Origin of the sequence: Rhodococcus oxybenzonivorans, assembly GCF_003130705.1 — a bacterium.
GTDB lineage: Bacteria > Actinomycetota > Actinomycetes > Mycobacteriales > Mycobacteriaceae > Rhodococcus_F > Rhodococcus_F oxybenzonivorans.
This window is the reverse complement of the sequence record NZ_CP021354.1, coordinates 1983946-2007391: the sequence shown is the minus strand read 5'-3', so window position 1 is coordinate 2007391 and position 23446 is coordinate 1983946. Positions and strand designations below refer to the sequence as shown.

Annotated in this window: 27 protein-coding genes; 7 read left to right on the top strand and 20 right to left on the bottom strand. The window is 66.3% G+C overall.

The annotated features are described in order from the left end of the window. Positions 1–54: 54 nt before the first annotated feature. The 9 genes from CBI38_RS09630 to CBI38_RS09590 form a co-directional block, all read right to left on the bottom strand. Positions 55–924 (bottom strand): universal stress protein, encoded by an 870-nt coding sequence (locus tag CBI38_RS09630; RefSeq protein WP_109328407.1) that lies wholly within the window; start codon positions 922–924, stop codon positions 55–57. Next, the gene (locus tag CBI38_RS09625; RefSeq protein WP_109328405.1) at positions 921–1388 is read right to left on the bottom strand and encodes a hydrogenase maturation protease; all 468 of its coding nucleotides are present in this window, start codon (positions 1386–1388) and stop codon (positions 921–923) included. Before CBI38_RS09625 ends, CBI38_RS09630 begins: the two co-directional genes overlap by 4 nt. Next, positions 1385–2674 carry a Ni/Fe hydrogenase subunit alpha gene (locus CBI38_RS09620; RefSeq protein WP_109328403.1) on the bottom strand — a complete coding sequence of 430 codons (1290 nt, stop codon included), beginning with the start codon at positions 2672–2674 and terminating at the stop codon, positions 1385–1387. The genes CBI38_RS09625 and CBI38_RS09620 overlap by 4 nt, the downstream gene beginning before the upstream one ends. Next, positions 2671–3450 (bottom strand): NADH-quinone oxidoreductase subunit B family protein, encoded by a 780-nt coding sequence (locus tag CBI38_RS09615; RefSeq protein WP_109328401.1) that lies wholly within the window; start codon positions 3448–3450, stop codon positions 2671–2673. The genes CBI38_RS09620 and CBI38_RS09615 overlap by 4 nt, the downstream gene beginning before the upstream one ends. After that, positions 3450–4280 carry an FAD/NAD(P)-binding protein gene (locus CBI38_RS09610; protein WP_230990129.1) on the bottom strand — a complete coding sequence of 277 codons (831 nt, stop codon included), beginning with the start codon at positions 4278–4280 and terminating at the stop codon, positions 3450–3452. Before CBI38_RS09610 ends, CBI38_RS09615 begins: the two co-directional genes overlap by 1 nt. A 4-nt stretch (positions 4281–4284) precedes the next feature. Further along, the gene (locus CBI38_RS09605) at positions 4285–4746 is read right to left on the bottom strand and encodes a cyclic nucleotide-binding domain-containing protein (RefSeq protein WP_109328399.1); all 462 of its coding nucleotides are present in this window, start codon (positions 4744–4746) and stop codon (positions 4285–4287) included. After that, entirely contained in the window at positions 4743–5897 is a 1155-nt protein-coding gene (locus tag CBI38_RS09600) for a 4Fe-4S dicluster domain-containing protein (protein WP_109328397.1), read from the bottom strand. Before CBI38_RS09600 ends, CBI38_RS09605 begins: the two co-directional genes overlap by 4 nt. A gap of 135 nt (positions 5898–6032) precedes the next feature. Beyond that, positions 6033–6314 (bottom strand): dsRBD fold-containing protein, encoded by a 282-nt coding sequence (locus CBI38_RS09595; RefSeq protein WP_204164955.1) that lies wholly within the window; start codon positions 6312–6314, stop codon positions 6033–6035. A 32-nt stretch (positions 6315–6346) separates the two neighbouring features. After that, on the bottom strand, positions 6347–6604 hold the full coding sequence (locus tag CBI38_RS09590; RefSeq protein WP_109328393.1) for a hypothetical protein: 258 nt from the start codon (positions 6602–6604) through the stop codon (positions 6347–6349). 175 nt (positions 6605–6779) lie between these two features. Between CBI38_RS09590 and CBI38_RS09585 the strand changes: the two genes are divergently transcribed. Genes CBI38_RS09585 through CBI38_RS09575 form a run of 3 tightly spaced genes read left to right on the top strand, consistent with a single transcriptional unit; the run spans position 6780 to position 9752 of the window. Further along, positions 6780–7289, top strand: coding sequence for a GNAT family N-acetyltransferase (locus CBI38_RS09585; protein ID WP_109328391.1), 510 nt, complete (start codon positions 6780–6782; stop codon positions 7287–7289). Beyond that, a complete protein-coding gene (locus tag CBI38_RS09580) occupies positions 7289–8746 on the top strand; it encodes a bifunctional aminoglycoside phosphotransferase/ATP-binding protein (protein ID WP_109328389.1) in 1458 nt (485 codons plus the stop codon). The genes CBI38_RS09585 and CBI38_RS09580 overlap by 1 nt, the downstream gene beginning before the upstream one ends. Before the next feature lie 43 nt (positions 8747–8789). Next, positions 8790–9752 (top strand): 1-phosphofructokinase family hexose kinase, encoded by a 963-nt coding sequence (locus CBI38_RS09575; RefSeq protein WP_109328387.1) that lies wholly within the window; start codon positions 8790–8792, stop codon positions 9750–9752. Positions 9753–9756: 4 nt separating this feature from the next. Here the strand turns inward: CBI38_RS09575 and ppsA are convergent, their stop codons facing one another. Then, the gene (gene ppsA, locus CBI38_RS09570; RefSeq protein WP_109328385.1) at positions 9757–12102 is read right to left on the bottom strand and encodes a phosphoenolpyruvate synthase; all 2346 of its coding nucleotides are present in this window, start codon (positions 12100–12102) and stop codon (positions 9757–9759) included. 148 nt (positions 12103–12250) lie between these two features. On the opposite strand from ppsA, the gene CBI38_RS09565 reads away from it, so the two are divergent. Next, positions 12251–12925 carry a hypothetical protein gene (locus tag CBI38_RS09565; RefSeq protein ID WP_109328383.1) on the top strand — a complete coding sequence of 225 codons (675 nt, stop codon included), beginning with the start codon at positions 12251–12253 and terminating at the stop codon, positions 12923–12925. On the opposite strand, the gene CBI38_RS09560 is transcribed toward CBI38_RS09565, so the two are convergent. Together CBI38_RS09560 and CBI38_RS09555 are read right to left on the bottom strand one after the other, a co-directional pair. Continuing rightward, entirely contained in the window at positions 12890–13801 is a 912-nt protein-coding gene (locus tag CBI38_RS09560; RefSeq protein ID WP_109328381.1) for a 3-oxoacyl-[acyl-carrier-protein] synthase III C-terminal domain-containing protein, read from the bottom strand. The genes CBI38_RS09565 and CBI38_RS09560 overlap by 36 nt on opposite strands. After that, positions 13785–14888 (bottom strand): 3-oxoacyl-ACP synthase III family protein, encoded by a 1104-nt coding sequence (locus CBI38_RS09555; RefSeq protein WP_109328379.1) that lies wholly within the window; start codon positions 14886–14888, stop codon positions 13785–13787. Before CBI38_RS09555 ends, CBI38_RS09560 begins: the two co-directional genes overlap by 17 nt. A 195-nt stretch (positions 14889–15083) precedes the next feature. On the opposite strand from CBI38_RS09555, the gene CBI38_RS09550 reads away from it, so the two are divergent. After that, on the top strand, positions 15084–15656 hold the full coding sequence (locus tag CBI38_RS09550; RefSeq protein WP_109328377.1) for a CBS domain-containing protein: 573 nt from the start codon (positions 15084–15086) through the stop codon (positions 15654–15656). 36 nt (positions 15657–15692) lie between these two features. Here the strand turns inward: CBI38_RS09550 and CBI38_RS09545 are convergent, their stop codons facing one another. From CBI38_RS09545 to CBI38_RS09540, 3 genes are all read right to left on the bottom strand, one after another. Beyond that, positions 15693–17078, bottom strand: coding sequence for a wax ester/triacylglycerol synthase domain-containing protein (locus CBI38_RS09545; protein WP_109328375.1), 1386 nt, complete (start codon positions 17076–17078; stop codon positions 15693–15695). A gap of 71 nt (positions 17079–17149) precedes the next feature. After that, positions 17150–17284 carry a hypothetical protein gene (locus CBI38_RS40085; RefSeq protein WP_257792470.1) on the bottom strand — a complete coding sequence of 45 codons (135 nt, stop codon included), beginning with the start codon at positions 17282–17284 and terminating at the stop codon, positions 17150–17152. Between the two features lie 36 nt (positions 17285–17320). Continuing rightward, positions 17321–17575, bottom strand: coding sequence for an SHOCT domain-containing protein (locus CBI38_RS09540; RefSeq protein ID WP_109328373.1), 255 nt, complete (start codon positions 17573–17575; stop codon positions 17321–17323). 244 nt (positions 17576–17819) lie between these two features. Here CBI38_RS09540 and CBI38_RS09535 point away from each other — a divergent pair, with 244 nt between their 5' ends. Then, positions 17820–18719: a universal stress protein gene (locus CBI38_RS09535; protein WP_109328371.1), complete on the top strand. Its 900-nt coding sequence runs from the start codon at positions 17820–17822 to the stop codon at positions 18717–18719. Between the two features lie 372 nt (positions 18720–19091). On the opposite strand, the gene CBI38_RS09530 is transcribed toward CBI38_RS09535, so the two are convergent. Then, positions 19092–20000, bottom strand: a complete 909-nt coding sequence (locus CBI38_RS09530; protein ID WP_109328369.1) for a universal stress protein — start codon at positions 19998–20000, stop codon at positions 19092–19094. 268 nt (positions 20001–20268) lie between these two features. Between CBI38_RS09530 and CBI38_RS09525 the strand changes: the two genes are divergently transcribed. Further along, positions 20269–20799 (top strand): flavodoxin family protein, encoded by a 531-nt coding sequence (locus CBI38_RS09525; RefSeq protein WP_109328367.1) that lies wholly within the window; start codon positions 20269–20271, stop codon positions 20797–20799. Positions 20800–20861: 62 nt separating this feature from the next. On the opposite strand, the gene CBI38_RS09520 is transcribed toward CBI38_RS09525, so the two are convergent. From CBI38_RS09520 to CBI38_RS09505, 4 genes are all read right to left on the bottom strand, one after another. Further along, on the bottom strand, positions 20862–21059 hold the full coding sequence (locus tag CBI38_RS09520) for a PLDc N-terminal domain-containing protein (RefSeq protein WP_230990128.1): 198 nt from the start codon (positions 21057–21059) through the stop codon (positions 20862–20864). Between the two features lie 145 nt (positions 21060–21204). Next, positions 21205–21399: a hypothetical protein gene (locus CBI38_RS09515; RefSeq protein WP_109328363.1), complete on the bottom strand. Its 195-nt coding sequence runs from the start codon at positions 21397–21399 to the stop codon at positions 21205–21207. Continuing rightward, a complete protein-coding gene (locus tag CBI38_RS09510; protein ID WP_109328361.1) occupies positions 21396–21932 on the bottom strand; it encodes a flavodoxin domain-containing protein in 537 nt (178 codons plus the stop codon). The genes CBI38_RS09515 and CBI38_RS09510 overlap by 4 nt, the downstream gene beginning before the upstream one ends. After that, positions 21929–23443, bottom strand: coding sequence for a DUF4389 domain-containing protein (locus CBI38_RS09505; protein ID WP_109328359.1), 1515 nt, complete (start codon positions 23441–23443; stop codon positions 21929–21931). The genes CBI38_RS09510 and CBI38_RS09505 overlap by 4 nt, the downstream gene beginning before the upstream one ends. Between the last annotated feature and the right edge of the window lie 3 nt (positions 23444–23446).

The following is a 23446-nucleotide window of genomic DNA, read 5'->3' as shown; positions in this document are numbered from 1 at the left end:
CGTGTGGCCGAAAGTCATCCCTGTTCTGGACACAGCACCTGAAGGGCTTGGCGTTCAGCACCGCGGGACGACGATGAGCGGGCATGGCGCGGTGTGCAGTAAGGCCGCGCTCGTCGAACCGAGGGTCATTCCCTTGAATCCGCCGCGGCCTCTGGTGCCGACGACGAGTAGTTGCGCCTCTTCGGCCTGCGCCAGCAGGTGCCGCACCGGCCGGTCTCTGACGAGGACCTGCTGTACCGCGACGTCGGGGTACTGCTGGGTGCATCCGGTCAGGCTCTCCCCCAGCAGTGCCTGTTCCGACTCTGCGACCGCCTTCCAGCGGTCGGGGCCGGTTTCCAGGGGAAGAGTGGACAGGTCCTGGTCCGACCAGGCATGGAGTGCGATCAGCGGGGTTCGTCGTAGGGCACTTTCCTCGAACGCCAGCGCGATGGCGGGTTCGCTGTTGGCCGAGCCGTCGACGCCGACCACAACCGGGCCCACGCCGCCCTCCTCGAGGGAGGGTGGGGCACCTTCGATCACGACAACGGGGCAGTGTGCGTGCCGGGCCACGGCCGAGGTGACCGAACCGATCAGGCCGCCGGTGAATTCGCCGAGTCCGCGGCGGCCGAGCACTATCATTCGCGCCGACTCCGATCGGTCGACGAGCACCGCGGGCGCATACTGCCAGTGCAGCTCCGTGTGCATCTGGACAACGCCGCGGGGGTCGTGAGCCCGAGCGAGCTCAGTAGCTGCGGTGAGGTCACGCTCGGCTCGCGCACGCAATTCTGGGCCCACCAGCGGTAGGGACTCGGCCCCGCGGTAACTGACACACGCCAGAAGGAGCAGTGGAGCGCTGCGAAGGATCGCCTCGGCCACCCCCCACCGCACCGCCTCCGATGATGGCGGCGACCCGTCTACGCCCACGACGATCGGGGTGGTGCTCATGATGTGCTCCTCTGCACGCCGGCGACTTCGGCCAACACCGCCGACGTCACCGGTTCGAGAACTTCCCTTGTTGAAGAGGACAGGCCGCGACCGTAACCGATGTCGGCGACCTCGACGGCGTACAGCACCCAGCGCCGGGGCAGCCGGCCGAGCACCGCACCCAATCTCAGTGCCTGGGTGAGTCCGAGCCCGTGGGTGCTGGTGGTCTTCGCATCCAGGGCGGCGAGCGCCTGTGAGTCGAATCGGTGCACGGTGCCGGGCCGCGAAGGATCGCACACGATGGCGTCCACCAGGACAGCGACATCCATATCGGCCCAGGCGTCGAGGAGGGTCGCCGGGTCACCGTCGGAAATCGTGACCAGCAGATTGGGAATCGCCCGGGCGGCGACCGCGCGCGCGACTGCGGGCCCGACACCATCGTCGCGTCGGTTTTCGTTCCCGACTCCGAGCACCACCGCCGTCATCGGCGGTCGATCGTGAGTGTCAGGAAGTGGGTGGCACAGGAGATGCAGGGGTCGTAGTTGCGGATGATCCGCTCGCACAGGACGGCCAACTCCTCGTCCGGGAGGGTTAGATGAGCATCGACGGCGGCGCGGAGATCGTGTTCGATCGCCGCCTGGTTCTGTGAGGTGGGCGGAATGATGGTCGCCGTGCGGATCAGGCTGTCCGGATCGAGTTCATAGCGGTGATACAGCAACCCGCGGGGTGCCTCACTGACACCGTGACCCACCGCATGGACGGGCGGCCCGTCGGTGAAGGATCGCGGGGGCCGCTGATAGTGATCGATGAGACGTAAGGCCTCCTCGACCGCATAGACGACTTCGACGGCGCGAACGACGATGCTGCGGTAGGGGTTTCGGCACTGCGCACCGAGGTTGGCTGTTGCTGCCGCGGCGGCCGCACCTGTCAATTGCGCGGAGTTGAGGGAGTAGCGCGCCAAGGGCCCCGTCAGGTAGCGCCGGCCGTCGAGTTCGGCGTGGAGGGCGGTCGAGTGCGGCACCTGGTGCTCGATCACGTGCCGGGGGAAATCTTCTGGTCCACACTGCAATCCATTCGTCGAGACGATGTCGCCGTCCTCGATGGCGTACCGGGATTCGTGGTGGAGCGCGAGGAGGTCGTGGTCGAGTTCGATGTCCGGGAAGTCGAAGGTGGACACCCAGTCGACGGTGGCTATCGCGTGCCCCAAGGCGGCGCGCAGCTGCTCCGCCAGCGGGGCCAGCTCGTTGCGGGTCGGTGCGCGGTGGAATCCGCCGACCCGGACGTTGACCGGATGAATGGCCCGGCCGCCGATGAGATCGAGGATGGCGTTGCCCGCCTTCTTCAGTGCCAGTCCCCGCTCGACGGCTGCTCGGTCGCGTCGCGCGAGGGCGATGGAGTCGGGGAAGCCGAGGAAGTCCGGTGCATGCAGGAAATAGATGTGCAGGACGTGACTGGCGATCCACTCGCCGCAGTACAGCAGCCGCCGAAGGTCGAGGACGGCATCGGTGACCTCGATACCGCAGGCCTGTTCGAGCGCGTTGCAGGCACTGACTTGATAGGCGACCGGGCAGATGCCGCAGATCCGGGAGGTGATGTCGGGTGGCTCCAAGTAGTGCCGGCCGCGTAGGAACGACTCGAAGAATCGGGGCGGCTCGTAGATGGCCAGGTCGACTCGGTCGGCGCGACCGTCTCGTACGGTGACGTCGAGTCGGCCCTCCCCCTCGACTCGGGCGAGAGCCTTGACGGTCAGTTCTCTCGTGGTGGGGGTCATGGGGGTGATCCCTGCGTTTCGGTGTCGAATGCTGCCACGTTGAAGGTGGCGAGGACGCGCGAGATGGCATCGTCGTTCATGCCGCAGGTGCGCAGCCACCCCATCAGCGAGGTGAGGTTCGGGTCGGTCGTGGGGCCGAAACAGCCGTAGCATCCGCGCGAGACCGCGGGACACAGTGCTCCGCAACCGGAGTGGGTGACCGGTCCGAGGCAGGGGGTGCCGTCGGCCACCATGACGCACGTCAGTCCGCGCCGCTTGCATTCGGTACACACGGTGGTGTTCGGGATGTTCGGTCGCCGCCCGGCCAGGTAGGCGGTGATCACCTCGAGGAGTTGCCGCCGGTCGATCGGACACCCGCGTAGCTCGAAGTCGACCGGGACGTGCGCGGAGATCGCGGTCGAAGTGGCCAGGGTGTCGATGTAGTCGGGGCGGGCGTACACGACCGACAGGAAGTCGTCGATATCGGCGAAGTTGCGCAACGCCTGGATACCGCCCGCCGTGGCGCAGGCCCCGATCGTGACGAGGAAGCGGGACTGCTCGCGCACCGCCCGGATCCGCTCCCGGTCGGCGGCGGTGGTGATCGATCCCTCGACGAGCGACAGGTCGTAGGGGCCGCCGATGATCGTGTCGGACAGTTCGAGGAAGTGGGAGATGGTCACGGCCCCGGACAGCGCCAGCAGTTCGTCTTCGCAGTCGAGCAGGGTGAGCTGGCAGCCGTCGCAGGACGCGAACTTCCACACCGCGAGGGTAGGTCTGGTGGTCGGTGGTGCGCTCATCACAGCTCCGGTACCCGTAGAAGTGGTTCGGCGGTGGCGAAGTCGACCACCGGCCCGTCACGGCACAACAGCAGTTCGCCGAGCTGGCAATGACCGCAGACGCCGACACCGCACTGCATGTTCCGCTCGAGGGAGACCTGGATGTCGGTGGCAGGTACACCACGGTCGAGCAGGACTCGGGCGGAGAACCGCATCATCGGTTCAGGCCCGCACAACAACGCGGTGGTGCGGGCGGGATCGATGTTGATGCGGTGCAGCGATTCGGTGACGAATCCGACGGCCCCCGTCCATCCCGATACCGGCTGATCGATGGTCAACTCCACGTCGAGGTCTTCGCGGGCCTGCCAGGCGGCCAGCTCGGCGCCGAAGAGAATGTTCGACGGACTGCGCGCACCGACGATGACGGTCACCCTCCGGAACCGGTCGCGCTCGGCCAGCACGGACCCTATGACGGGCCGCAGGGGGGCCAGGCCCACACCACCGGCAACCACGACGAGGTCGCGTCCGCCGGGGTACAGGTTCCATCCGTGCCCGAAGGGGCCACGAACTCCTACCACTGCGCCCACCGGCGTGTCGTGGAGGGCTCTGCTCACGGCGCCGACGCTGCGCACGGTGTGCACCAGCACACCGAGGTCCCCGCGGGGCGCGTCGCTCACCGAGATCGCGACCTCTCCGACTCCGTGGGCGTACAGCATCATGAATTGCCCGGGCAGAACCGGGGTTTTCGGGACGGCTGTGGTGGGTGTCAGGGTCACCGTCACGGTGTCGGCCGTTTCTTGGGCGCGGGAGTGGACACGGTAACCGGTAGGGAGCATGTGGGTGGTCGACATGGCGTCACATCTCCCGGCGGTTCGCATAGAGGTCGAGCAGCCGCGCCCGGGTGGACTGGAGGCGGGCGATGAGCAATCCCGAGAGGGCACGGGTGACGACGTACCCGAATTCGGGCTCTGCTCCGGCCATCCGTTCGAGGGCGGTGATGTCGATTTCGGCGGCTTCGGTGGCCGCCGCCGCGTGGGCGGCGAACTGCCAGACCGGTCGGGCTCCCAGCCAGGACCAGCCGAGAACGTCTCCACCATGAAGGGTTTCGAGTGCCACGGCACCGCGGCCGGGTACGTGCGTGGTCAGGACGACGCTGCCCGACCCGAGCAGCCAGCACCGAGTCGCCGGTGCGCCCTCCCGGAAGATGACCTCTCCTTCACCGAATCGCACCGGGGAGGTGAGTGCGGTCAGCCTGCGACGGTGCTCGTCGTCGAGTGCAGCGAGCAGGGACGGCAACACGGTGCCGCCCGCGGTCATCGTTGCTCCCGCGCATCGTCCGGCCGGTACGGCGGAAGGGTCTGGACCAGCCGTGCAGCCTCCTCGGTGATATCGATGCCGACCGGGCACCAGTCGATGCACCGCCCACACCCCACACAACCGGAACTGCCGAACTGATCGAACCAGGTACCGAGCTTGTGGGACATCCACTGCCGGTATCGGCTCTGCCCTGACGTCCGGACGGTTCCCCCGTGCAGTTCGCTGTAATCGAGTTCGAAGCAGGACGACCAGTGCTCCCAGCGTTCGGCATGCTCGCCCGTCAAGTCGGTGATGTCCTCGCTGGTGGTACAGAAGCAGGTAGGACAGACCATCGTGCAGTTGCCGCACGTGAGGCACCGGTTGCTGACCTCGTCCCAGACGTCCTCGCTGCGGGCGTCGGCCAACAGGTCACGGAGATTGACCTGCGGCATCGTCCGGCCCATCCGGCCGGCCGCAGCGCTCACGGCCGCTCGGGCTTCGTCGATGTCCGTGGCGGCAGCGGGGCTTCGGTTGATGTCGGCGAGTACATCGGCTCCGGCGTCGGTGCCGACCTCGACGAGGAACCGATGGCCTTGCGAGTCGACGCGTTCGGTCAACGCGAGGTCGTAGCCGGGGCCGGCTGCCGGACCGGTGCCCATGGAGGTGCAGAAGCACACGCCGCCGGGCTCGGTGCAATGGGCGGCGACGACGAACAGGGATCGGAAGCGGCGGGCGGTCGCGCTGTCCGCGTCCGGATCCGGGCACAGAACCCGGCGCAGTACGGCGATCGCCGCCAGGTCGCAGCCGCGGACGCCGACGAACGCATAGGGGGTGTCGTCCTCGACAGGGGGGTGGAAGGTGCCGTCGGATTCCGCCGACCACAACTGCTGTCGGGGCGGATGCAGGTACTGCTTCCACGACTGGGGGCCGGACGAGTGCCCGAAGACCGCGTCGTCGTCGCGTCGACGCAGCCGGTACGTGCCGGGCCCGGTCGTCACACCCCAACCCGCTGGCAGTTGAGCGCCCGACTCGAGTTCCTCGAGGACGATGGCACTGTCGCGCACCGTGGGACCGACCACACGGTAGCCGCGCCCCCGGAGGACGTCGATCATCTGGTCGACACCCCGACGGTCCAGGACGCTGTCACGATGTTCTGCCGGAGTGCTGGTCATCGGGTCGCTCCTTTCGGGCGTCTCGCCCCTCCCTTTCCCATTGAGCCAGTCCACATACGGCGCGGAACAGGGCCGTTCGGCCTTTCCGGTCGATAGAGCCGACACGTGCCGACCGCGAGGTGGTTCCCGGCCCGCTCAGGCCTCGAGATGGATGTGCTCGCGCGTCGCGGCCTCGAGATCTGCCACCGTCGCTTCGATGAGTTGGTGCGAGAGGTCGGCCAGCGCACGGGCTGCGGCGAGCTCGTCACCGATCTCGGGAATCTCGGTGTCCTTCGGATTGCGCCGGGCCGTCCCGACACCGATCAATGCGGTCTTGTCATGGGTCCGCAACCGCGCTTGTGCCCGGGTGCGGGATCCGGTCTCACCTGAATCATGTTCGTCGATCACGATTTCGACCGACCATTTCCTCTCGTGCATACTCATCACGCCCTCCTTCTAGGTCGCTCCGATCACTGGGTCACCACTGCCGAGCGCGCAGGGTACGCGTCGACTCGCTCGCGCACCGTGAGCAAACGCTGACGGGCGAGGCGCTCGGCGAGTTCCGGAAGGTCCGCAGTCGGCACCCCGGCGAGGTCTCGAATGCTTCCGGTGACCATCCGGCAGATCGCCGCGCGTGCGAAGGACTGACCGAGCTCTGATACCAGGCGGTCGACGATCCCCCGCCCGGGATCATGGTCGGTGCCGTCGTGCGTATCGGGGCTGTTCATCGCGGGTCGACGTCCTCTCGAGCTGGTGTGGGTGGCGACTATCTCCCAGCATCGACGCAGCGGAGATCACGCAATAGAGGCGAAGGACCGTAGTCGGTGACTTATGCCTCTGACGCTGACGTGCCGTCCGGCGGTTGAATGCTTACGACGGCACAGGGCAGAGGGGCTGACAACGATGGAGACCGCAGTACCCCAGGTCAGAGCGGACGTGACGGTACGCCGCTTGTTTGCCGATGATCACGACGCGGTGCGCCGCCTGCACGAGCGGCTCGACGAGCACGACCACTACATGCGGTTTTTCGCCGTGCGTCCCGCGCACCTCGCCGAGCTCGCGGAATCGCTCTGCCGGCAGGATCCTGCACATTATGCGTTGGGCGCGTTCGTCGGCGATACGCTCGTCGGTGTCGCCAATTATGTCTCTCTCGATGCCGACGCCGATGCCGCGCCCTCGGTGGTCGAGTTCGCTCTCGTCGTCGACCACGCTTACCGGATGCACGGAATCGGGACGGCATTATTGACCCGGCTGGTGCAGCACGCGAGGGCATGTGGAATCGAGCAGATGAGTGCCGAGGTTCTGACAGAGAACGCGTCCGTACTTGCTCTGATCCGCTACCAGGGCTGGGGATCTGCGTTGCGGCGCGACGGTGACGAAATGCACCTGGACATCGACGTGGGTGAGTCGTGATGGGAATTACCGTTCGAGAAACGCACACGGCGTATGTCGTCATGGTCGACGACGTGGTGTACAAGGCCAAAAAGCCCATCCGAACTGCGTTTCTGGATTTCAGCACGGCGGACAAGCGCCGGTCGGCATGTGACCGCGAGGTCGAACTGAATCGCCGTCTGTGTCCCGATGTGTATCTCGGTGTCGCCGAACTCGCCGATCCGACCGGTGGCCCGGCCGAACCGCTCGTCAAGATGCGGCGGATGCCGGACAACCGCCGGCTCGCCACGATCGTTGTCCGTGGTGACGAATCGCCGGCGCAGCTCGACGAGATCGCCGACGTGATCGCTCGGTTCCACGAGCGCGGGGTCCGCGGCCGCGACATCGACGAAGATGCCACGCGCGACGCCGTCGCGGCGCGGTGGCGGGCCAACGTCACCGAGGCGATGGGGTATCAGCCGCGGGCGCTTGCGAAGGTGGAGGTGGACGAGATCGATCGGCGCGCACGCCAGTATCTGGCGGGGCGTGAGCCGGTTTTCACCGAGCGGATCGAGTGCGGGCGGATCGTCGACGGCCACGCCGACCTCCTGGCAGATGACATTTTCTGCCTGCCGGACGGTCCCCGGATCCTCGACTGCCTCGACTTCGACGACCACCTGCGCCACATCGACGGCCTCGATGACGCAGCGTGTCTGGCCATGGATCTCGAGTACCTCGGCCGCGCGGAACTCGCGGAGGCCTTCGTGCGCCGCTACTGCGCGTGCGCCGCGGACGACCCGCCCCCCACGCTCATCGACCACTACGTCGCGTATCGCGCATTCATGCGCGCGAAAGTGGCCTGTCTGCGCTACACCCAGGGTTCGACGGAGGCACTGGTGGACGCACGCGGCCACACCCAACTCGCTCTGCGTCATCTGCGTTCGGGCGCGGTGCGGCTTGCCCTGATCGGTGGACTTCCCGGAACCGGGAAGTCCACGCTCTCGCGTGCGGTGGCGGAGCGAGTGGGTGCCACTGTCCTGTCCAGCGACCTCGTACGCAAGGAGCTGGCGGGCGTCGGCCCGCACGTATCGTGTGCCGACGAGTACGGGCACGGCCTCTACAGCGGCTCGATGACCGAGGACACGTACACCGAATTACTCAGGCGCGCGGCCCGATTGCTCTCCCGCGGGTGTTCGGTGGTGCTCGATGCCTCGTGGACGGACCCGCGGCTGCGTCAGTGGGCCACCTCGACCGCCCGCAAGGAGCACAGCGACTTGGTCGAGATCGAATGCGTCGCGCCTCGCTCCGTCGCCGTGGAACGGATCCGCACCCGCCCGCACGGCAATTCCGATGCCACCGCAGAAATTTACGACGCAATGGCGCAGCGGATTACGCACCCTCCGTTGGCCACCCCGATCGACACGAACACCGATCTCGGTGACGCGGTGGACGCGGTCCGAGCCCTCTGGGATGCCACGGAGGGATGGCGCAACTACTGACTCACGTCACCTCTGACGGTGGCGGCACCTGACCGGAGAACCCATGCGCGAGATCGTAACCCTGACGATGAACCCCGCTCTCGACATCACCACGGCAACAGGGCGGGTGATCGCCACCGACAAAGTGCGGTGCGCCGCCCCCAGACGTGACCCCGGCGGTGGAGGCATCAACGTCGCGCGCATCCTGCATGTACTCGGCGCGCCGGCTACCGCCGTGTTTCCTTCCGGTGGGCACAGTGGCCGGGCGTTGGAAGACCTCCTGGCCACCGAGGGAGTGCGAAGTCGGAGCATCACGATTCGCGGATCCACCAGGGAGAGCTTCACCATCGACGAGGAGCAGACCGGTCTGCAGTATCGCTTCGTGCTGCCCGGTCCGTCACTGACACCGCGGGAAGTCGAGTCCTGTCTCGACGCCCTGGTGCAGAGTGCCAAGGACGCCGCCTTCGTCGTCGCGAGTGGCAGCCTTCCCCCGGGGGTGCCCGTGACGTTCTATCAGACCCTCGCCGATGCCCTCGCCGATTCGTCTGCTCGCCTCGTCGTCGACACGTCCGGCCCGCCGCTGCGCGCGCTCGAGCGCGGTGTGTATCTCCTCAAACCGAGTATTCGCGAGCTACGCGAGCACGTCGGGCGGGATTTGCGGACTCTCGACGAGCAGGTCAGCGCGGCACGAGAACTCATCACCGCCGGGATTTGCGCTGTGGTCGTTCTCTCCCTCGGCCCCGACGGGGCCGTGCACGTGACAGCGGCGGAGGAGGAGCACTGCCCGTCCCTGGCGGTGCCCGTGGTCAGTGCGGTCGGGGCCGGAGACAGCATGGTCGCGGGAATCATTGTCGGGCTGGAGCGACAGTGGGACCTGCGGGAGGCGGTGCGCTACGGTGTCGCCGCGGGGGTGGCGATGCTGCGGACACCGGGCACGGCACCGTGCCGTCGGAGCGACGTCGACCAGTGTTATGCCGCGCTCGTTCGCCGTGCCACTGTCGGGCAGCATTCCGACGCTGTCTACTAGCTTCCTAGCTTCTCGGGCTCGGCGAACAGTCGCGGGCCTGCTCGAGCAGGACCCGGCGTTCGGCGACGGAGATGTTTCGGCGCGTGCGGGTAGCGACGTCGGGTGCCACCGACACCGAGGTGATGCCCTTGCGCACCAGGTGTTCGGCCAGGGCCGGGTGGGTCGACACCGCCTGTCCGCACAGCGAGGTGGTCAACCCTGCCCGGGTCGCCCGCTCGATGATGGTGTCGACGGCGTCGAGGACGGCCGGGTCCATCGTGTCGAACAGGTCCCGGCAGATCTCGGAGTCACGATCGACGCCGAGGATCAGCTGGGTCAGGTCGTTCGTTCCGATGGACACACCGTCGATACCGAGGCGGGCGTATTCCGGGATCCAGTAGGCCACCGACGGCACCTCCGCCATGATCCAGCGATGCATGCGGTGATCGGCGCCCAGCGGGTGCGCCGCCAGGTGACCGAGACACTGCTCGAGTTCCCACCGGGTTCGTACGAACGGAATCATCAGGTGCACGTTCGGATAGCGTTTGCGTACGGTGTGCACCACGTCCAGGTCGAGTCCGAACAGTTCCGGTTCCCGCACATAGCGGAAGCACCCGCGGTACCCGATCATCGGGTTGTCTTCCACCGGTTCCACGTCGCCTCCGACCAGATTCGCGAACTCGTTGGTCCGCAGGTCGATTGCCCGGTACACGACCGGTCGTGGTGCGAATGCTGCAGCGATCTTCTCGACGGCAGCGGCCATCGTGTCGACGTACTCGGCGCGGTGCCCTTCGGCGAGCATGGTCATCGGGTGCCTGCCCTGCAAAGCGTCCATGATCATGAACTCGGCGCGCAGGAGTCCGACCCCGTCGACGTCCATCGCCGCGACCCGCTCAGCCGCATCCGGTGTCGCCAAGTTGACGTACACCGACGTCGCTGTCGGCTCCGCCCAGCTGAACGATCCGGCGTGCGGTGTTCCGCTCGGTGCGGCGGGGGCCGAGTCGGCAGCCGGCAGTTCAGCGGTCCCCGCTGCGCCCTCGCACACGGTTCCGGCGTCGCCGTCCACGGTGACGACGGCGCCATCGACGAGCGTTGTTGTCGCGGTGCGGGTTCCGACCACGACGGGGCGTCCGAGCTCGCGTCCGACGATCGCCGCATGACAGGTGATACCGCCCCCGTCGGTCACGATGGCCGCAGCCCGGCGCAGCACGGGCAGCCAGTCGGGACGTGTCATCGGGGCGACCAGAATGTCACCGTCGTGCAGTTGGTGGGCGTCGGTGACGGACCGGAGGATGCGTACCCGGCCCGTCACGGTTCCGGGGCTTGCGCCGAGCCCGTGCGCGAGCACCGCGCCGGCCGGTGCCGGTTCCGGTCGGCCGGCATCGACGGGGGGCGTGTGGTCGCCGAGAGTGGTGATCGGGCGGGTCTGGACGATCCAGAGTTTGTCCCCGGCGAACGCGAACTCGAGGTCCTGGGGTGCGTGGTAGTGCTCTTCGACCGAGAGTGCGAGCAGCGCGAGCCGCTCGAGTTGGGTGTTGGTGAGGACTCGGTCACCGCGCTGGTCGAGGGGAATCTCAGTGGTCCGCTCTCCACTCGCATCGGCGGTGATCGCGAAGGTTTGCGATCCGATGTGCTCGTCGAGTAGATGGAAGCCGTCCTTGGACAGCACGTAGGTGTCGGGTTCGACCTGTCCGCCGACCACGACCTCGCCGAGCCCCGCGGCGGCCTCGACGACCATACGGTCGCGGGCACCGGTCCGCGGATCGGCGGTGAAGGTGACGCCGGAGGTGTCGGAATCGACCATCAACTGGACGACGACGGCCACCGAGGGTTCTTCGGTGACACCTTGCACGCTGCGGTAGGTCAGTGCTCGTTCCGACCAGAGCGATGCCCAGCATTTCCGTATCGCCTCGACGAGGGCGTCGGGTCCGCAGATGTCGGTGAAGCTGTCGTGGATGCCTGCGTACGAGGTGTCGGCGGCATCTTCGGCAGGAGCTGAGGAACGTACTGCGACACGCACCGAGTCACCGAGTTCGTGATAGGCATCGACGATCTCGTCGCGGAGCGCGTCGGAGACCGGGACACCGAGCACAGTCGACCGTAGCTCGTGGGACGCTGCGGTGAGCGCGGCATCGTCGGCGCCGGCGGGGGGCAGTCCTCGCGCGCGCAGCATGTCACGCACTCCCGCGTCCTCCATTGCCTGGAGATAGCCGTCCTTCGTCACCACGAAGCCCGGCGGTACGGGAAAACGGGCGTGGGTCAGCTCACCGAGATTCGCCGCTTTTCCGCCCACGGAAGGCGCGTCGGGCAAACGCACCTGGTCGATCGGCCGCACCCAACGATGCTCGACCACTGCCTGTTGGACCTTCATTGTGAACTCCTCACCGTCTCGTTTCAGCCAACCCCGCGATACGTCCGCAGGACAGGGTCGAAGGTCACCGCCTTCCGGCAGCACGCCGTGGTGGGCAGCGCCCGAATACCCTGGCACCGTCCGGGAGGTCACTACCAGGATGAGGGTCATGACGACCCGACCCACTTCCCGCACCTCGCTGCTGACAACGAGTGCCGCAACGGCCGCGCAGGCGATCTTCGCTGCTGCCCTGATCGGCTTTCACGTGCTCATGACCAAGCCGCTGCGCCGCTGGCGCATCAGCTGGGGGGCGACAAACGCCGAGGTGCTGACACCCTTGCCCGGAGATGACCTGGTACCGAACCCGCGCTGGGGATACACCCACGCGATCACGATCGCCGTGCCGACCGAACAGGTGTGGCCCTGGATCGTCCAGCTCGGGCAGGGACGAGGCGGCTTCTACAGTTATGAGGGACTCGAGAACGCCATCGGGTGCCGCATACGCAACGCTGACCGGGTTCTTCCGGATTGTCAGCACCTCGCGGTAGGCGACAAGGTCCGGTTACACCCGAAAGCCCCCGCACTGACAGTGGCGGTGGCGGACCCGCCATCGGCGTTGGTTCTGCACGGTTGCAACGCCGAAACGGGCGACGCGTCGATCTGGGCCTTCCACCTGAAACGGATCGATGAGCGGCGCACCAGACTGATCGAGAGGGGCCGGGGAACCTACGGGCCGTCGCTGGCGAGCCGGCTCGCCTTCGGCCCGGCGCTGATCGAACCCGTCTCCTTCGTGATGAGCCGCAAAATGCTACTGACCATCCAGAACCTGGCCGAAGGCGTGTGAGCCGTTCGCGGGTGGCTCGGCGTACACGGCAGCGCCGGCCGTCACGCCCGCACCGGCGGCGATGATGAGCGTACGAGTGCCGGCACGGCGGCCACCTGCATCGAGTCCGGCCACCAGCGCGGCGGTATGGATGTGTTCGTCGTCGGCGACCACGACGCGGGAATCGGGCAGGCCGAGGTGGCGTGCCAGGGCCGACCGGAATTCCGGGCGGGGCGGAGCGAGCACCACGGCATCGATATCGGCGAGGGTGAGGCAAGCATCCGTGAGGGCTTCGGTGGCGGCGGCCGCGGCCGCGGCGGCATAGCGTTCATCCATCGAGGCCGACTCCCGGAACCGCAGAACATTCCGGGAATCGATCCCCCCGACGGTGGCGGAGAACGCGTCGGAGCCGTCGAAGTCGTTGACCCAGTGCACGCGTCCGAGACCGTAATCCTCGTCGGTCCAACTACACAACACCGCGCCTCCGGCCGCGGAGAACGTGAAGTTCTCGCTCATCCTGTGGCCGGGATCGGCATCACTGGCGACGACAAGGGCGCAGTCGATCGTCCCGGATCGTAAGAACCCGTCGACGATCTGCAACCCGGTCAGCACACCACACGTTCCGTTCGCGATATCGAACGAGAACGTGCCGTGCTCGCCGGTATGCGGATCCTCCGGATGTGCGCCGATGTCCTCCTGGATCATCGCTGCGAGGGCAGGTTCCCCGAGATTGCGGTCCCGATACAACCCGGCGTTGACCAGAAGGTCGACCTCGTCCGGGCTCCGTTCGGCGTTCTCGAGGCAGGTCTTCGCCGCGGACACGGCGAGGCGCAGTGCGCTGTGCCGGTTTCGCCACCCACCGGAGGTGACGTCTACCCGATCAATGATCGTGCCCATAACCAGCCACCAATTCCTCGTCCAGTTCCAATAGAACGACCCCGATCTCGAGGCCGGATGCCAAGGAGATCAACGCCACGGTCTCCCCCGGCTGAATATGTCCGGCCTCGAGTTCCTCGACCAACGCCACGGTGTGCGTCGTCGACGCCGTGTTCCCGTACCGGTCGACGGTGATCACCGCGTCGTGCCGGGGAACATCGCCGAACTCGGACTTCAACTCGGCCATGCCTTTCCGGATGGCCCGGGCGGAGGTTTGATGGGTGATCACGTGATCGATGTCGTGCATCGACATCCCGAGCGTGTCGAGGACCTCGTGCAACAGCAGCGGTGTGTCCGCAATGGCGGCTTTCTGGATGCCGCGGGAATTGGTGAACATGCGCGCGCCGGGTTCGTTGCCCTTCGGGTAGGCCAGGCATAGCCGGCTGTAATCGGCGACGGTGGTGAAGCCGGCGAACCGAATTCCAGCCGATCCGGCCGGAGCCCGCTCGAGGACCAGTGCGGCACCCGCATCGCCCAGCGTCAACGACGCCAATTCCTTGCTCATGATGTTGTGGATGTGCCGCGCCGCGTTCTGCCCGAGCTGCGAGATGTACTCACCACTGACGATCAACGCCCGTTCGATAACGCCCTGCCGGATCCAGTTGTCCGCCACCGTGACTCCGGTCAGCATTCCGGCGCACGCGTTGGACACGTCGAAGGTCATCGCCCGATCCGCGCCGAGCGCCCGGGCGACAGCACTGCTCATCGTCGGCTCGAGCCACTGGGTGAGTCCGCCCCGGAACTTGGTGATGCTGCAGCTGATGACGGCGTCGAGGGAACCCGCATCCCGACCCGAGTGCTCCAAGGCGTCCTGCGCCGCGGCCGCGGCGAGGGTATAGGAATCCTCGTCTCCCACCGAGACCCGCCGCTCGCGGATTCCCGTCAAGCGTTCGAGGTCGATGTGAGTGGTGTGACGGGTCGTTGCCATCAGGTCCTCGGTGGTGAGCCGTGTGACCGGGAGATGCCTGCCTGCACCGGCCACCCGGGTGCGGTAGGGGGTTCGGGCGTCCTCTCCCCCAGCTTCCATCAGGAGCCAATGCTTGATCATGGTTGCCACCTCCGTACCCACCACGATCGCCCCTCACGTGGCCGCGGACCAGGGCACTTCGGCCCTACCTCCCAGAAATTGTCACCGAAATCGGTAACGACAACCGAACGCTGTCCATCAAGGACGACAAAGGCCCAATGGCCCTTCCCCCACGGCCGCGGGCGGGCCAGGCTTGTGCAGAGGGAAGGAGCCGTCATGCAGGCGCGACACATCATGAGCAGCCCGGTCACCACCGTGGCGCCGTCGACACCGATCGACGAGTGCCTCCGCATCATCGGAGAGTTCGGATTCACCGTGCTCCCGGTGGTCGATGAGGCACACCGGCTGGTGGGTATAGCGTCCGAGGGTGATCTGCTCCGGGAGAAATTCCGAGCCTTTCCGCAGGCCGATGCGGCGGTGAAGGAGACGATGACCAGCCCGGTCATCGCCATGACCGCGGACACCGACCTCAGCGATCTCGCCTCCGCGATGCTGCGCTCGGGTCTGCGTGGGATTCCCATCGTTCACGGAAGCGACCTCATCGGGATCGTGACCCGGCGTGATCTTCTCGGCGCCTTGACGATGGACGACACCCACATCGCCAAGGAGGTTCAGCATCGCCTCGACGTGTACGCGGGTTCGCGGCGCTGGACCGTCGAGGTCGCGGACGGCAAGGTCGCGATCAGCGGTCTTTCCGCCGACGACCCGGAACGCGGCGTGGTCACCGCCCTCGCCGAGACGGTTCCCGGTGTCGCCGATGTGCGGTTCGCCAGCTCCTGGCATTCCTGATCGAGCGGCATTCTGCTCTACTCTGGTCGACTTCTGTCACGGCACCGAGACGGTTGCGGTGTCGGGTGCCGGCGAGCACAGGGCCAGAACGGCGCGGAAACCGTCTGCCAGGGAGTCGGTCAGCGTCTCGAGGTCGGGGACGGCGCCGAGGTCGGCGTTGATGCCCACGCAGCAGTGCGACGTGTAGGACATGAGGGTGACGTTCAACGCCGACCCGAGGGTGGGGCTGAAGGCGTAATACCGGACGATCTGCGAGCCGGCCATGAAGAGCGGTACGGGTGAGCCCACCACGTTCGACGCCACCAAGTCGACATGCTCGAGCATGTTACCCAGAAGCGAAGGGGGTAGCAGATTCAATGCGCCGGCAATGTGTGACGACAACGCAATCGCCGGTTCTCTGCGCCAACTCTCCACAACGGCGTGAACCTCCCGTATCAACTGGGCGGGGTCTTCGATGTTCGTCGGCAGGGCGAACCGCGCCAGAGTAATGCGGTTACCACCGAGCGGGTCGGTGTCGGTGCGCAAGCTGATCGGCAATGTGACTCTCAGTGCCGGAATTTCGGCGCCATGAACCCGGTGATACTTCGCCATACCCAGCAGGATGGCGGCGAGGAAGCCGTCGTTGAGCGATCCGCCCGCGGACTCGGCGGCCCGGCCGAGCGGTTCGAGCGGGGCCTCGAGGACGGCGAACCTGCGGCGCGTGGTGCGCGTCCTCATCACCGGGGATAGCGTGGTGCGAACAGGACGCGTCAAACGCATCGTCGAAGCCACGACATCAACCGACCGGCGAAACGAGTCGGCCGGACGTCGGATCAGCCCCTCGCCTCCCCGCACCATCCCGATCGACACCCCTCGTACGATGCGACCCGTCATATCCCGGTACCAGGCAAGACCATCGATCGGCCCGGGCCTTCGCCCGTCGTCCGGCACAACCACCTCGGCATCGTCTGCGCGCACGGTTCCTTCCCGGGTGAAGTCCACGATCTCCCGGGCGATCTGCATGCCGCCGACGCCGTCGGTGAGGCAATGATGAACCTTCATCACGAGGGCCGCCCGGTGATGGCCGAGCCCGTCGAGCACCGTGAACTCCCAGAGGGGACGCTCCTTGTCGAAGGCCGCCATACCGGTGGTGCGCGCAAAATTCAGCACTCCGTCCCAACCGCCCGGTTCCGTGAGCGTGCAACGTCTTACGTGCCAGGTGAGGTCGAAGTCGGGGTCCTCGACCCAGCGGGGCGGGGCAACGCCCACCGAAGCGGTGACCACCTTGCGCCGAAAGATCGGAACCCGCTTCGTCCCCCGCTCCATCATGTCGACGAACCGCGGCCAGTCGGGAACCCGGTCGAGGACGGCAACCGCAACAATGGTCGAGCGCAGGATCGGATCTGCCTCCATCCGCCACGACATGTAGTCCGTCTGCGTCATATATCTGTTCGTTGCGCTCACCGTGATCACCGCAATCCAGTACTGAAAAAGCTGTCCCTTCGTTCTCGCCGTTACATCGGCATCATGTGCATTGGCATGTGCGGCAGTATGCCCGCGCCATGCAGCCACATCATGAACTCGTGCGGCAGTAGGCCGGCGCCATGCAGCCACATCATGAGCTCGTGAGCCATCTGCAGTGCATCCATGTCGATCACCTCCTCGCCGACGTCGTCATCACTCGCTTAGGACGCTGTCTCGGCGCGCAACGTCGCCAGACGTGTCCGGTACTCCGCTTCGTCGATCTCACCTCGCGCGAACCGTTCCGCCAGAACCTTTTCCGCGGCATCGCGGGCAGACGGCACATTGTGGGGGGTCTGCATTCCGTGGCCCAGATAGCGGATCATCGCGACGATGCCCACGATCAGCAACCCCCAGAAGAGGGCCATCCCGACGAACATCAACGCGTATCCCCAACCGCTTGGATCGTTGTGGTACATCACGATCAGTCCTTCCAGGCTTCTCGGCGCCGGCGCACCAACCCGGGTCGGTACAGCACGGCTCGTACCTCGAGTGTCCCCCGCCAGGCGGTCATCACCACAGGGTCTTTCGCCTCTCGTGACCACCGGCCCCTGGGGGACCCGGAGGACCACGGGTACCGACGAAGTGCCCTTCGGCCCTACCTGTACCTCACGATGATCCCGGATTCTGGACAGAAGACCGGTCACATCGACAGGAGCCACCATGCGAGTAGACATTCCCATCGTCGTCGGAGTCGACGGCTCCGCCCATGCACTCGACGCCGTACGTTGGGCGGCACACGAGGCCGTGGTCCGCGGCGCCCCGTTGCTGCTGGCTTCGTCGCTTGTGGTGCGGCGCGGAACCTACGGTGACGCCATCAACCTCTCGGCGGGTGCCTTCACGGATCTCGAGTACGCCGGGAAGCAGCGCCTGGAGAGGGCGGCGGAACTTGCAACCAAGGCGGTCGGTGACGCACCGCTGACGGTGCGCACCACGCTTCGGGAGGGCAGCCCCGCGACTGTCCTTCTGGAGTTGGCGAAATCGGCCCGCATGCTCGTCGTGGGATCCCGGGGGCTCGGCGGTGTCGCCGGTGGCCTCCTCGGCTCGGTGAGCACGGCGGTCGCCGCCCACTCGCCGTGCCCGGTGGTTGTGGTTCGCGGCATACCTGACCCCGTGGACGCTGTTCTCGACGGCCCGGTGGTGGTCGGGGTCGACGGATCGGCGCGCAGTACACCGGCGATCGGCGCGGCGTTCGAGGAAGCCGCTCTCCGCGACTGCGATCTGGTTGCGGTGCACGCGTGGAGCGACTTCGATCTATCGACCGTCTTCACCACCGACGACGCGGACCATCACGATCTGAGCTGGCCCGCGATCGCCGTCGCGGAAGAGGCCGTACTCGCCGAAAGCCTGGCCGGCTGGCACCAGTCCTACCCGGGCGTCACTGTCCGGAAGGTGGTCGTCCGGGATCGACCAATCGACCACCTCGTCGAACTGTCCGAGCAGGCGCAGCTCGTCGTCACCGGCAGCCGCGGACGCGGCGGCTTCACCTCCCTACTCCTCGGGTCCACCAGCCGGGCCGTACTCCATGCCGCCCGGTGCCCGGTGATGATCGTCCGCAAGTGACCCGGAGTTCGCCTGGCGTCGCGACCGCAGGGACTGCGTACAGATCTAAGCGAGCGGTTTTCATCACGTGATTGCAATGAAGGGGACATCGCACAGCGGCGAATCCGGTTGCTCGGTGAAGACACTCTCGCGCACCTCCGCGACGTACAGACGACCACCCACGAGCACGTGTTGGCTCTGCACATGGACTGGCGGCCCGGACATCGATTCCGCAGCGACTGAGACGGCACCAAAACACAGGTCCGACGGCGGATGTTCGGGCGGGGACCTATTTCTGTGGTGGCCTCGATCTACCGCGCACCGCAATGTATGAGGTGACGATGGCTGTCATAGAAAAGATGAGCGCTATCAACACGAGCGCCAGTGGCCAGGTCATCGCTTCTCACTCCTCGGTGGACGGCAGATCGTGATGGGGCACAATGCATGGTGCAGAAGGTTCTGGCTGGTCGACCCCAGCAGCGATCCGGCGAATCGATTGTGGCCGTGACTTCCCACGACGACGAGTTGTGCGTCGCGCGCAAAGTGCAGCAACAGTTCGGCAGGGTTCCGCTCATCGATGACCGTGGTGACTTCCAGGTCCGGATACTTCTCTCGCCAACCGGCAAGATTTTCTGCTACCAGTGCCGTCTGCTCTTCTGCCATGGCGGCCCAGTCCACCTTGGTCGCAGCGGAGCGGCCTCGGGACATGTCACCTGTACCCCATGCGTGCACCGCGAGGAGCGGGACGTCGAAGAGCACTGCGAAGTCGACGGCGGACTCGATCGCCCTGATGCTCAGCGCACTTCCGTCGACGCCGACCACGACAGGCCGGTGATCGGGCACCGGTGACTCGGAGTCGGATCGGAAGACCGTGACAGGGCAGTGTGCGTGGTTGACCACCCGCACCACGGTGGACCCCGTGAACAGTGACTCGACCATCCCGGCGCCCGTGGATCCGACCACCACCATTTCCGCGTGCTTGCTCAGTCCGGTGAGCGACATCCCTGCCGGTCCCGGATGGATGCTCGAGGACACCCGGACGTCCGGACACTCCTGCCGCACTCGCCGCTCGGCGCGCCCGAGAATCTCCTCGGCCGATTGCCGGACTTCGTCGGCGAACTCGTTCTGAAACAGCAGGGCAGCTTCGCTGTAGTGGTATCCGGGACTCGGGAGAGCATGGGCAAGGCGCAGCGGCGCGGATCGTCGTCGCGCCACGGCGGCCGCCCATACGGCGGCCCGCATCGCGCGTTCGGAGCCGTCGACACCGACGACCACGGACTGGCGGTTCGCAAGAGTGCTCATCGTCCAACTCCAGTCATTGCAACACATTTCCGGACTTGCGCCGAACACCTTCAGGATCGGTCACCTGTGGCCGGCGCCGATAGGGCCCTAGGTCATCACACCTCGATGTCGAGTGACGTCTGCACGCTGGAAGGGACTTTCGGATGACCTTGTGCCCTCTGCCGAGACCTCGGGCGGTGAAAGACTCGAAGGTAAACCAGATGTGACGGGCTGAACCTCACCCGTGCGGTTCAGCTGGTACCGAACAAGCGAACCAGGAGGCGGCGACATGCGAACACTGATTGTCTACGAGTCGATGTACGGCAATACCCATGCGGTGGCAGAGGCGATTGCGCGAGGATTCGCGCCTGCGGGCGACGTCACGACGATCCCCGTGTCGCAGGCGCCCCAACAGGACGTGTCCTCATACGATCTCCTGATCGTGGGTGGTCCCACCCACGTGCACGGGATGAGCCGGGAATCGACCCGGCGCGGTGCGGTGGAGGCCGCCGAGAAGCCGGAGAGCAACCTGACACTGGAACCAGATGCGGCCAGTACGGGAATTCGTGAGTGGCTCGACGGGCTCACCGTGGACGAGGGGAATGCTGCCGCGTTCGATACTCGCATCGACAAGCCCGCACTCATTACCGGACGGGCGTCGAAAGGAATTTCGAAGAAGTTGCGGCATTTGGGTTTCGAGCTGGTTGCCGATCCGGAGAGCTTTCTCGTCGATACGAAGAACCAGCTCGTCGAGGGTGAGGAAGCACGGGCGCAGCAATGGGGTCAGATGCTGGCGAAGCAGTCCCCGGCGCACACCTGAGAGGTGCGTCTTCAGCCCGGGTGCTGTGTGTGCATGCCACACCACCCACCCGGGACAGGCGCTCACAGCACGGTGCGCCTGCCGCGCGTGAAGTAGGCGACCGGCCCGATGAAATTGACGGCGATGACCGCCGCCCATTTTCCCTTGCTGCCGTTGATCTCGCGGGGATCGCGGCGAGCGAGATCCACCCAAGCGGCGACGGCCAGCACCATCTGAACGATCGTGAGCACCGCCAGCCCGCCGCGCTGACGATCTGTCATGTCACTCCAGGTTTTCCGGCTTCTTCTCACTCGTTTTCCTTTCCTCATCTTTGTGGAACACCGTCATGTGGCTGAACGATGTCGTCCGGCCCGGGTAAGAACCGTCCGGTGATCACGCCCAGCACCGTCCCGGCTACCAGCCCGGTCACTGTTCCGAGTGCCCGTGACGAGCATCACCCGATATTCGTTGTGCCAGCTTCGCGGCGAGGGCGGCGGCCGTCATGCCGACAGCCTCCGCTGCGGCACACAGAGCAATCCACCGGGCCGACGACAGACCGGGGACGCCATCCCCGGAACGATCGAGGTCCGAAGCTGTGGGTGTGGACTCGGATGCTGTCATTCGCCGCGCACCTGGGCATCCCGGTGATGGATAGACTCCGCCCACTGATCGATGTCTGCCCAGTCGCGGGCATCGCCGTAATGCCCACCCATCAGCCGGAAGAGCACCCGACCGAAGCCCGGCCAGTCACCGGGGCCGATGGCTCCGGCGAAGAAGCGGTGGCCGCGAACATCCGCGGCCTCCCGCAAGTGCTGCACCACGCGCGGTTCAGGGGTGACCCGGCGAAGATAGGACGCCACCCGGTTCGACAGGATCGTGCTGGTCGCCCCCACCGAGGACACGGAGTACGCCCACAGCGCTCGGCCGGCGAGTTGCGGGCGGAGTCGCCCGATGGCGGCCGCCGCTTCGGGAAGCCACTGACCACTGTGGATGGCGCTCCCGACAACGAACGTCTCGTATTCGCGCACCGAGGTGATGTCGCTCAACGGCTGTACGTCCACTTGCTCACCTGCGCATTCGAGCTGCGCGGCAATGCGCTCGGCCACCCCTCGGGTCGATCCCCTCGCGGTCGCGTAACCCACCAAGACAGTCATCGGGTCGACTCCTGAGGGTGACCGGCAGCCGGCAGGTCATCCGGTGCCGGGCCTGGTGGCGGGGTGTGTTCGTGGGGTTCGCGTGGCCCCTGATCGAATCGGAAGGGTGGATACTCGTCACGCAGGAGCGCGACATAGGCGAGGACTCGGTAGACCCAGCGGTTGATACCCATGACGAAGTCGAAGAGCGGACGGGGATAGCGGCCGGTGAACAAGATGATGATCGCCGCGACCAGGATGAGGACACCGAGCAGCGAACCGAACAGCCAGGGCTGCCCGGGGACTCTGTCGTCGCCGCTGGTGACTCCGAACCGCCAGCCGCCGAACCAACCCCCGGCGAGCACGGCCAGAATCAGGTAGTGGGGTATCGCCAGCAGCCACCACTTCACCAGGACCAGACCGCGGGAGAGTCGCTCGGGATACTCGACATCGAAGTCAGCCGGGTAGTCGGTGCGCGCCAGCGTGAAGGGCGGATACCGGTCGGTGCCCAGCGCGGAGTAGGTGTAGAACTGCACACGCCAGAGCCAACGCAGAACTCCGACGTTGAAGTCGAACAACCCCCGCGGATACCGCCCCGTGAAGAGAATCGCGAATCCTGCCACCACCGTGGTCACGAACAAGCCCAGACCGAGGAAGACCAACACCACGTAGTGCGGAATCGCGAGCAACCACTTGACCAGCCACAACCACCGTGACAGCGGCTGGTCGAGATCACCTCGAAGGTGCGCGGGATAGGGCTTCGACGGCGCGGGTGTGTCTGCGGTCGACGGTGTGGTGGGGGCGGACGCCGCGCCGATTCCACTCGTTTGCACCGGCCAATGCGGTTGGGGTGGACCGTGCCGGCCGAGCCCGAGCGCTCCGACCACCACAAGTGGTATGCCCACGACGAGCATCACCACGGCGGCGAGGAGCACACCGAGCGCGAGCGGACCGAGGAAGTCGAGCCGTGCACCGGCCTGGATATCGACCGAGACGCCGGGACGGCCGTCGGCGTTCATCACCACAGCGGTCCAGGACCCGCGCTGAAGATCCCATTGCACCTCCTGAGTGCCGGCTCCGGTGGACGAGACGGACCAGAACGTTTGCGCCGAGGGGGTTTCCGGTTGCCGGTCACCGGCGATCTGACGGTAGCTCGGCTGGAAGGGGCCGAATTCGACCTCCGTCACCTCGGTCCGAGCGACACCGGAGAGATAGCCTTCCACCGCCTCACGCGGGCCGATTCCGACGAAGATCTCCCGGTTCGACGGGTCCGAGGTGACGCGCAGCAACACCCGGCCGAGATCCTCGGTGCTGAAGCCCTGGGGAAGGTCGGCTTCCTCGAAAAGGTCGATCCGCTCCGACACCAGGGCGTTCGCGGACGACTGATACCTCTGGGTGGGTGAGGTGAAATGACCGTCGTCGTTCTGTGTGAAGTATGCCCACCCGAGAAACACTGCAGCGCTCAGAAGGGCGAACCCGAGCAAAGCACACAGACATCCGATGACGAGCGCCACGATTCTTCCTGGTTTCACTGT

Bases quoted from the DNA above. Each gene is read 5' to 3' on its own strand.
- CBI38_RS09630 (WP_109328407.1), bottom strand. From the start codon at position 924: ATGAGCACCACCCCGATCGTCGTGGGCGTAGACGGGTCGCCGCCATCA.
- CBI38_RS09625 (WP_109328405.1), bottom strand. From the start codon at position 1,388: ATGACGGCGGTGGTGCTCGGAGTCGGGAACGAAAACCGACGCGACGAT.
- CBI38_RS09620 (WP_109328403.1), bottom strand. From the start codon at position 2,674: ATGACCCCCACCACGAGAGAACTGACCGTCAAGGCTCTCGCCCGAGTC.
- CBI38_RS09615 (WP_109328401.1), bottom strand. From the start codon at position 3,450: ATGAGCGCACCACCGACCACCAGACCTACCCTCGCGGTGTGGAAGTTC.
- CBI38_RS09610 (WP_230990129.1), bottom strand. From the start codon at position 4,280: ATGTCGACCACCCACATGCTCCCTACCGGTTACCGTGTCCACTCCCGC.
- CBI38_RS09605 (WP_109328399.1), bottom strand. From the start codon at position 4,746: ATGACCGCGGGCGGCACCGTGTTGCCGTCCCTGCTCGCTGCACTCGAC.
- CBI38_RS09600 (WP_109328397.1), bottom strand. From the start codon at position 5,897: ATGACCAGCACTCCGGCAGAACATCGTGACAGCGTCCTGGACCGTCGG.
- CBI38_RS09595 (WP_204164955.1), bottom strand. From the start codon at position 6,314: ATGCACGAGAGGAAATGGTCGGTCGAAATCGTGATCGACGAACATGAT.
- CBI38_RS09590 (WP_109328393.1), bottom strand. From the start codon at position 6,604: ATGAACAGCCCCGATACGCACGACGGCACCGACCATGATCCCGGGCGG.
- CBI38_RS09585 (WP_109328391.1), top strand. From the start codon at position 6,780: ATGGAGACCGCAGTACCCCAGGTCAGAGCGGACGTGACGGTACGCCGC.
- CBI38_RS09580 (WP_109328389.1), top strand. From the start codon at position 7,289: ATGGGAATTACCGTTCGAGAAACGCACACGGCGTATGTCGTCATGGTC.
- CBI38_RS09575 (WP_109328387.1), top strand. From the start codon at position 8,790: ATGCGCGAGATCGTAACCCTGACGATGAACCCCGCTCTCGACATCACC.
- ppsA (WP_109328385.1), bottom strand. From the start codon at position 12,102: ATGAAGGTCCAACAGGCAGTGGTCGAGCATCGTTGGGTGCGGCCGATC.
- CBI38_RS09565 (WP_109328383.1), top strand. From the start codon at position 12,251: ATGACGACCCGACCCACTTCCCGCACCTCGCTGCTGACAACGAGTGCC.
- CBI38_RS09560 (WP_109328381.1), bottom strand. From the start codon at position 13,801: ATGGGCACGATCATTGATCGGGTAGACGTCACCTCCGGTGGGTGGCGA.
- CBI38_RS09555 (WP_109328379.1), bottom strand. From the start codon at position 14,888: ATGATCAAGCATTGGCTCCTGATGGAAGCTGGGGGAGAGGACGCCCGA.
- CBI38_RS09550 (WP_109328377.1), top strand. From the start codon at position 15,084: ATGCAGGCGCGACACATCATGAGCAGCCCGGTCACCACCGTGGCGCCG.
- CBI38_RS09545 (WP_109328375.1), bottom strand. From the start codon at position 17,078: ATGACGCAGACGGACTACATGTCGTGGCGGATGGAGGCAGATCCGATC.
- CBI38_RS40085 (WP_257792470.1), bottom strand. From the start codon at position 17,284: ATGGATGCACTGCAGATGGCTCACGAGCTCATGATGTGGCTGCATGGC.
- CBI38_RS09540 (WP_109328373.1), bottom strand. From the start codon at position 17,575: ATGTACCACAACGATCCAAGCGGTTGGGGATACGCGTTGATGTTCGTC.
- CBI38_RS09535 (WP_109328371.1), top strand. From the start codon at position 17,820: ATGCGAGTAGACATTCCCATCGTCGTCGGAGTCGACGGCTCCGCCCAT.
- CBI38_RS09530 (WP_109328369.1), bottom strand. From the start codon at position 20,000: ATGAGCACTCTTGCGAACCGCCAGTCCGTGGTCGTCGGTGTCGACGGC.
- CBI38_RS09525 (WP_109328367.1), top strand. From the start codon at position 20,269: ATGCGAACACTGATTGTCTACGAGTCGATGTACGGCAATACCCATGCG.
- CBI38_RS09520 (WP_230990128.1), bottom strand. From the start codon at position 21,059: ATGACAGATCGTCAGCGCGGCGGGCTGGCGGTGCTCACGATCGTTCAG.
- CBI38_RS09515 (WP_109328363.1), bottom strand. From the start codon at position 21,399: ATGACAGCATCCGAGTCCACACCCACAGCTTCGGACCTCGATCGTTCC.
- CBI38_RS09510 (WP_109328361.1), bottom strand. From the start codon at position 21,932: ATGACTGTCTTGGTGGGTTACGCGACCGCGAGGGGATCGACCCGAGGG.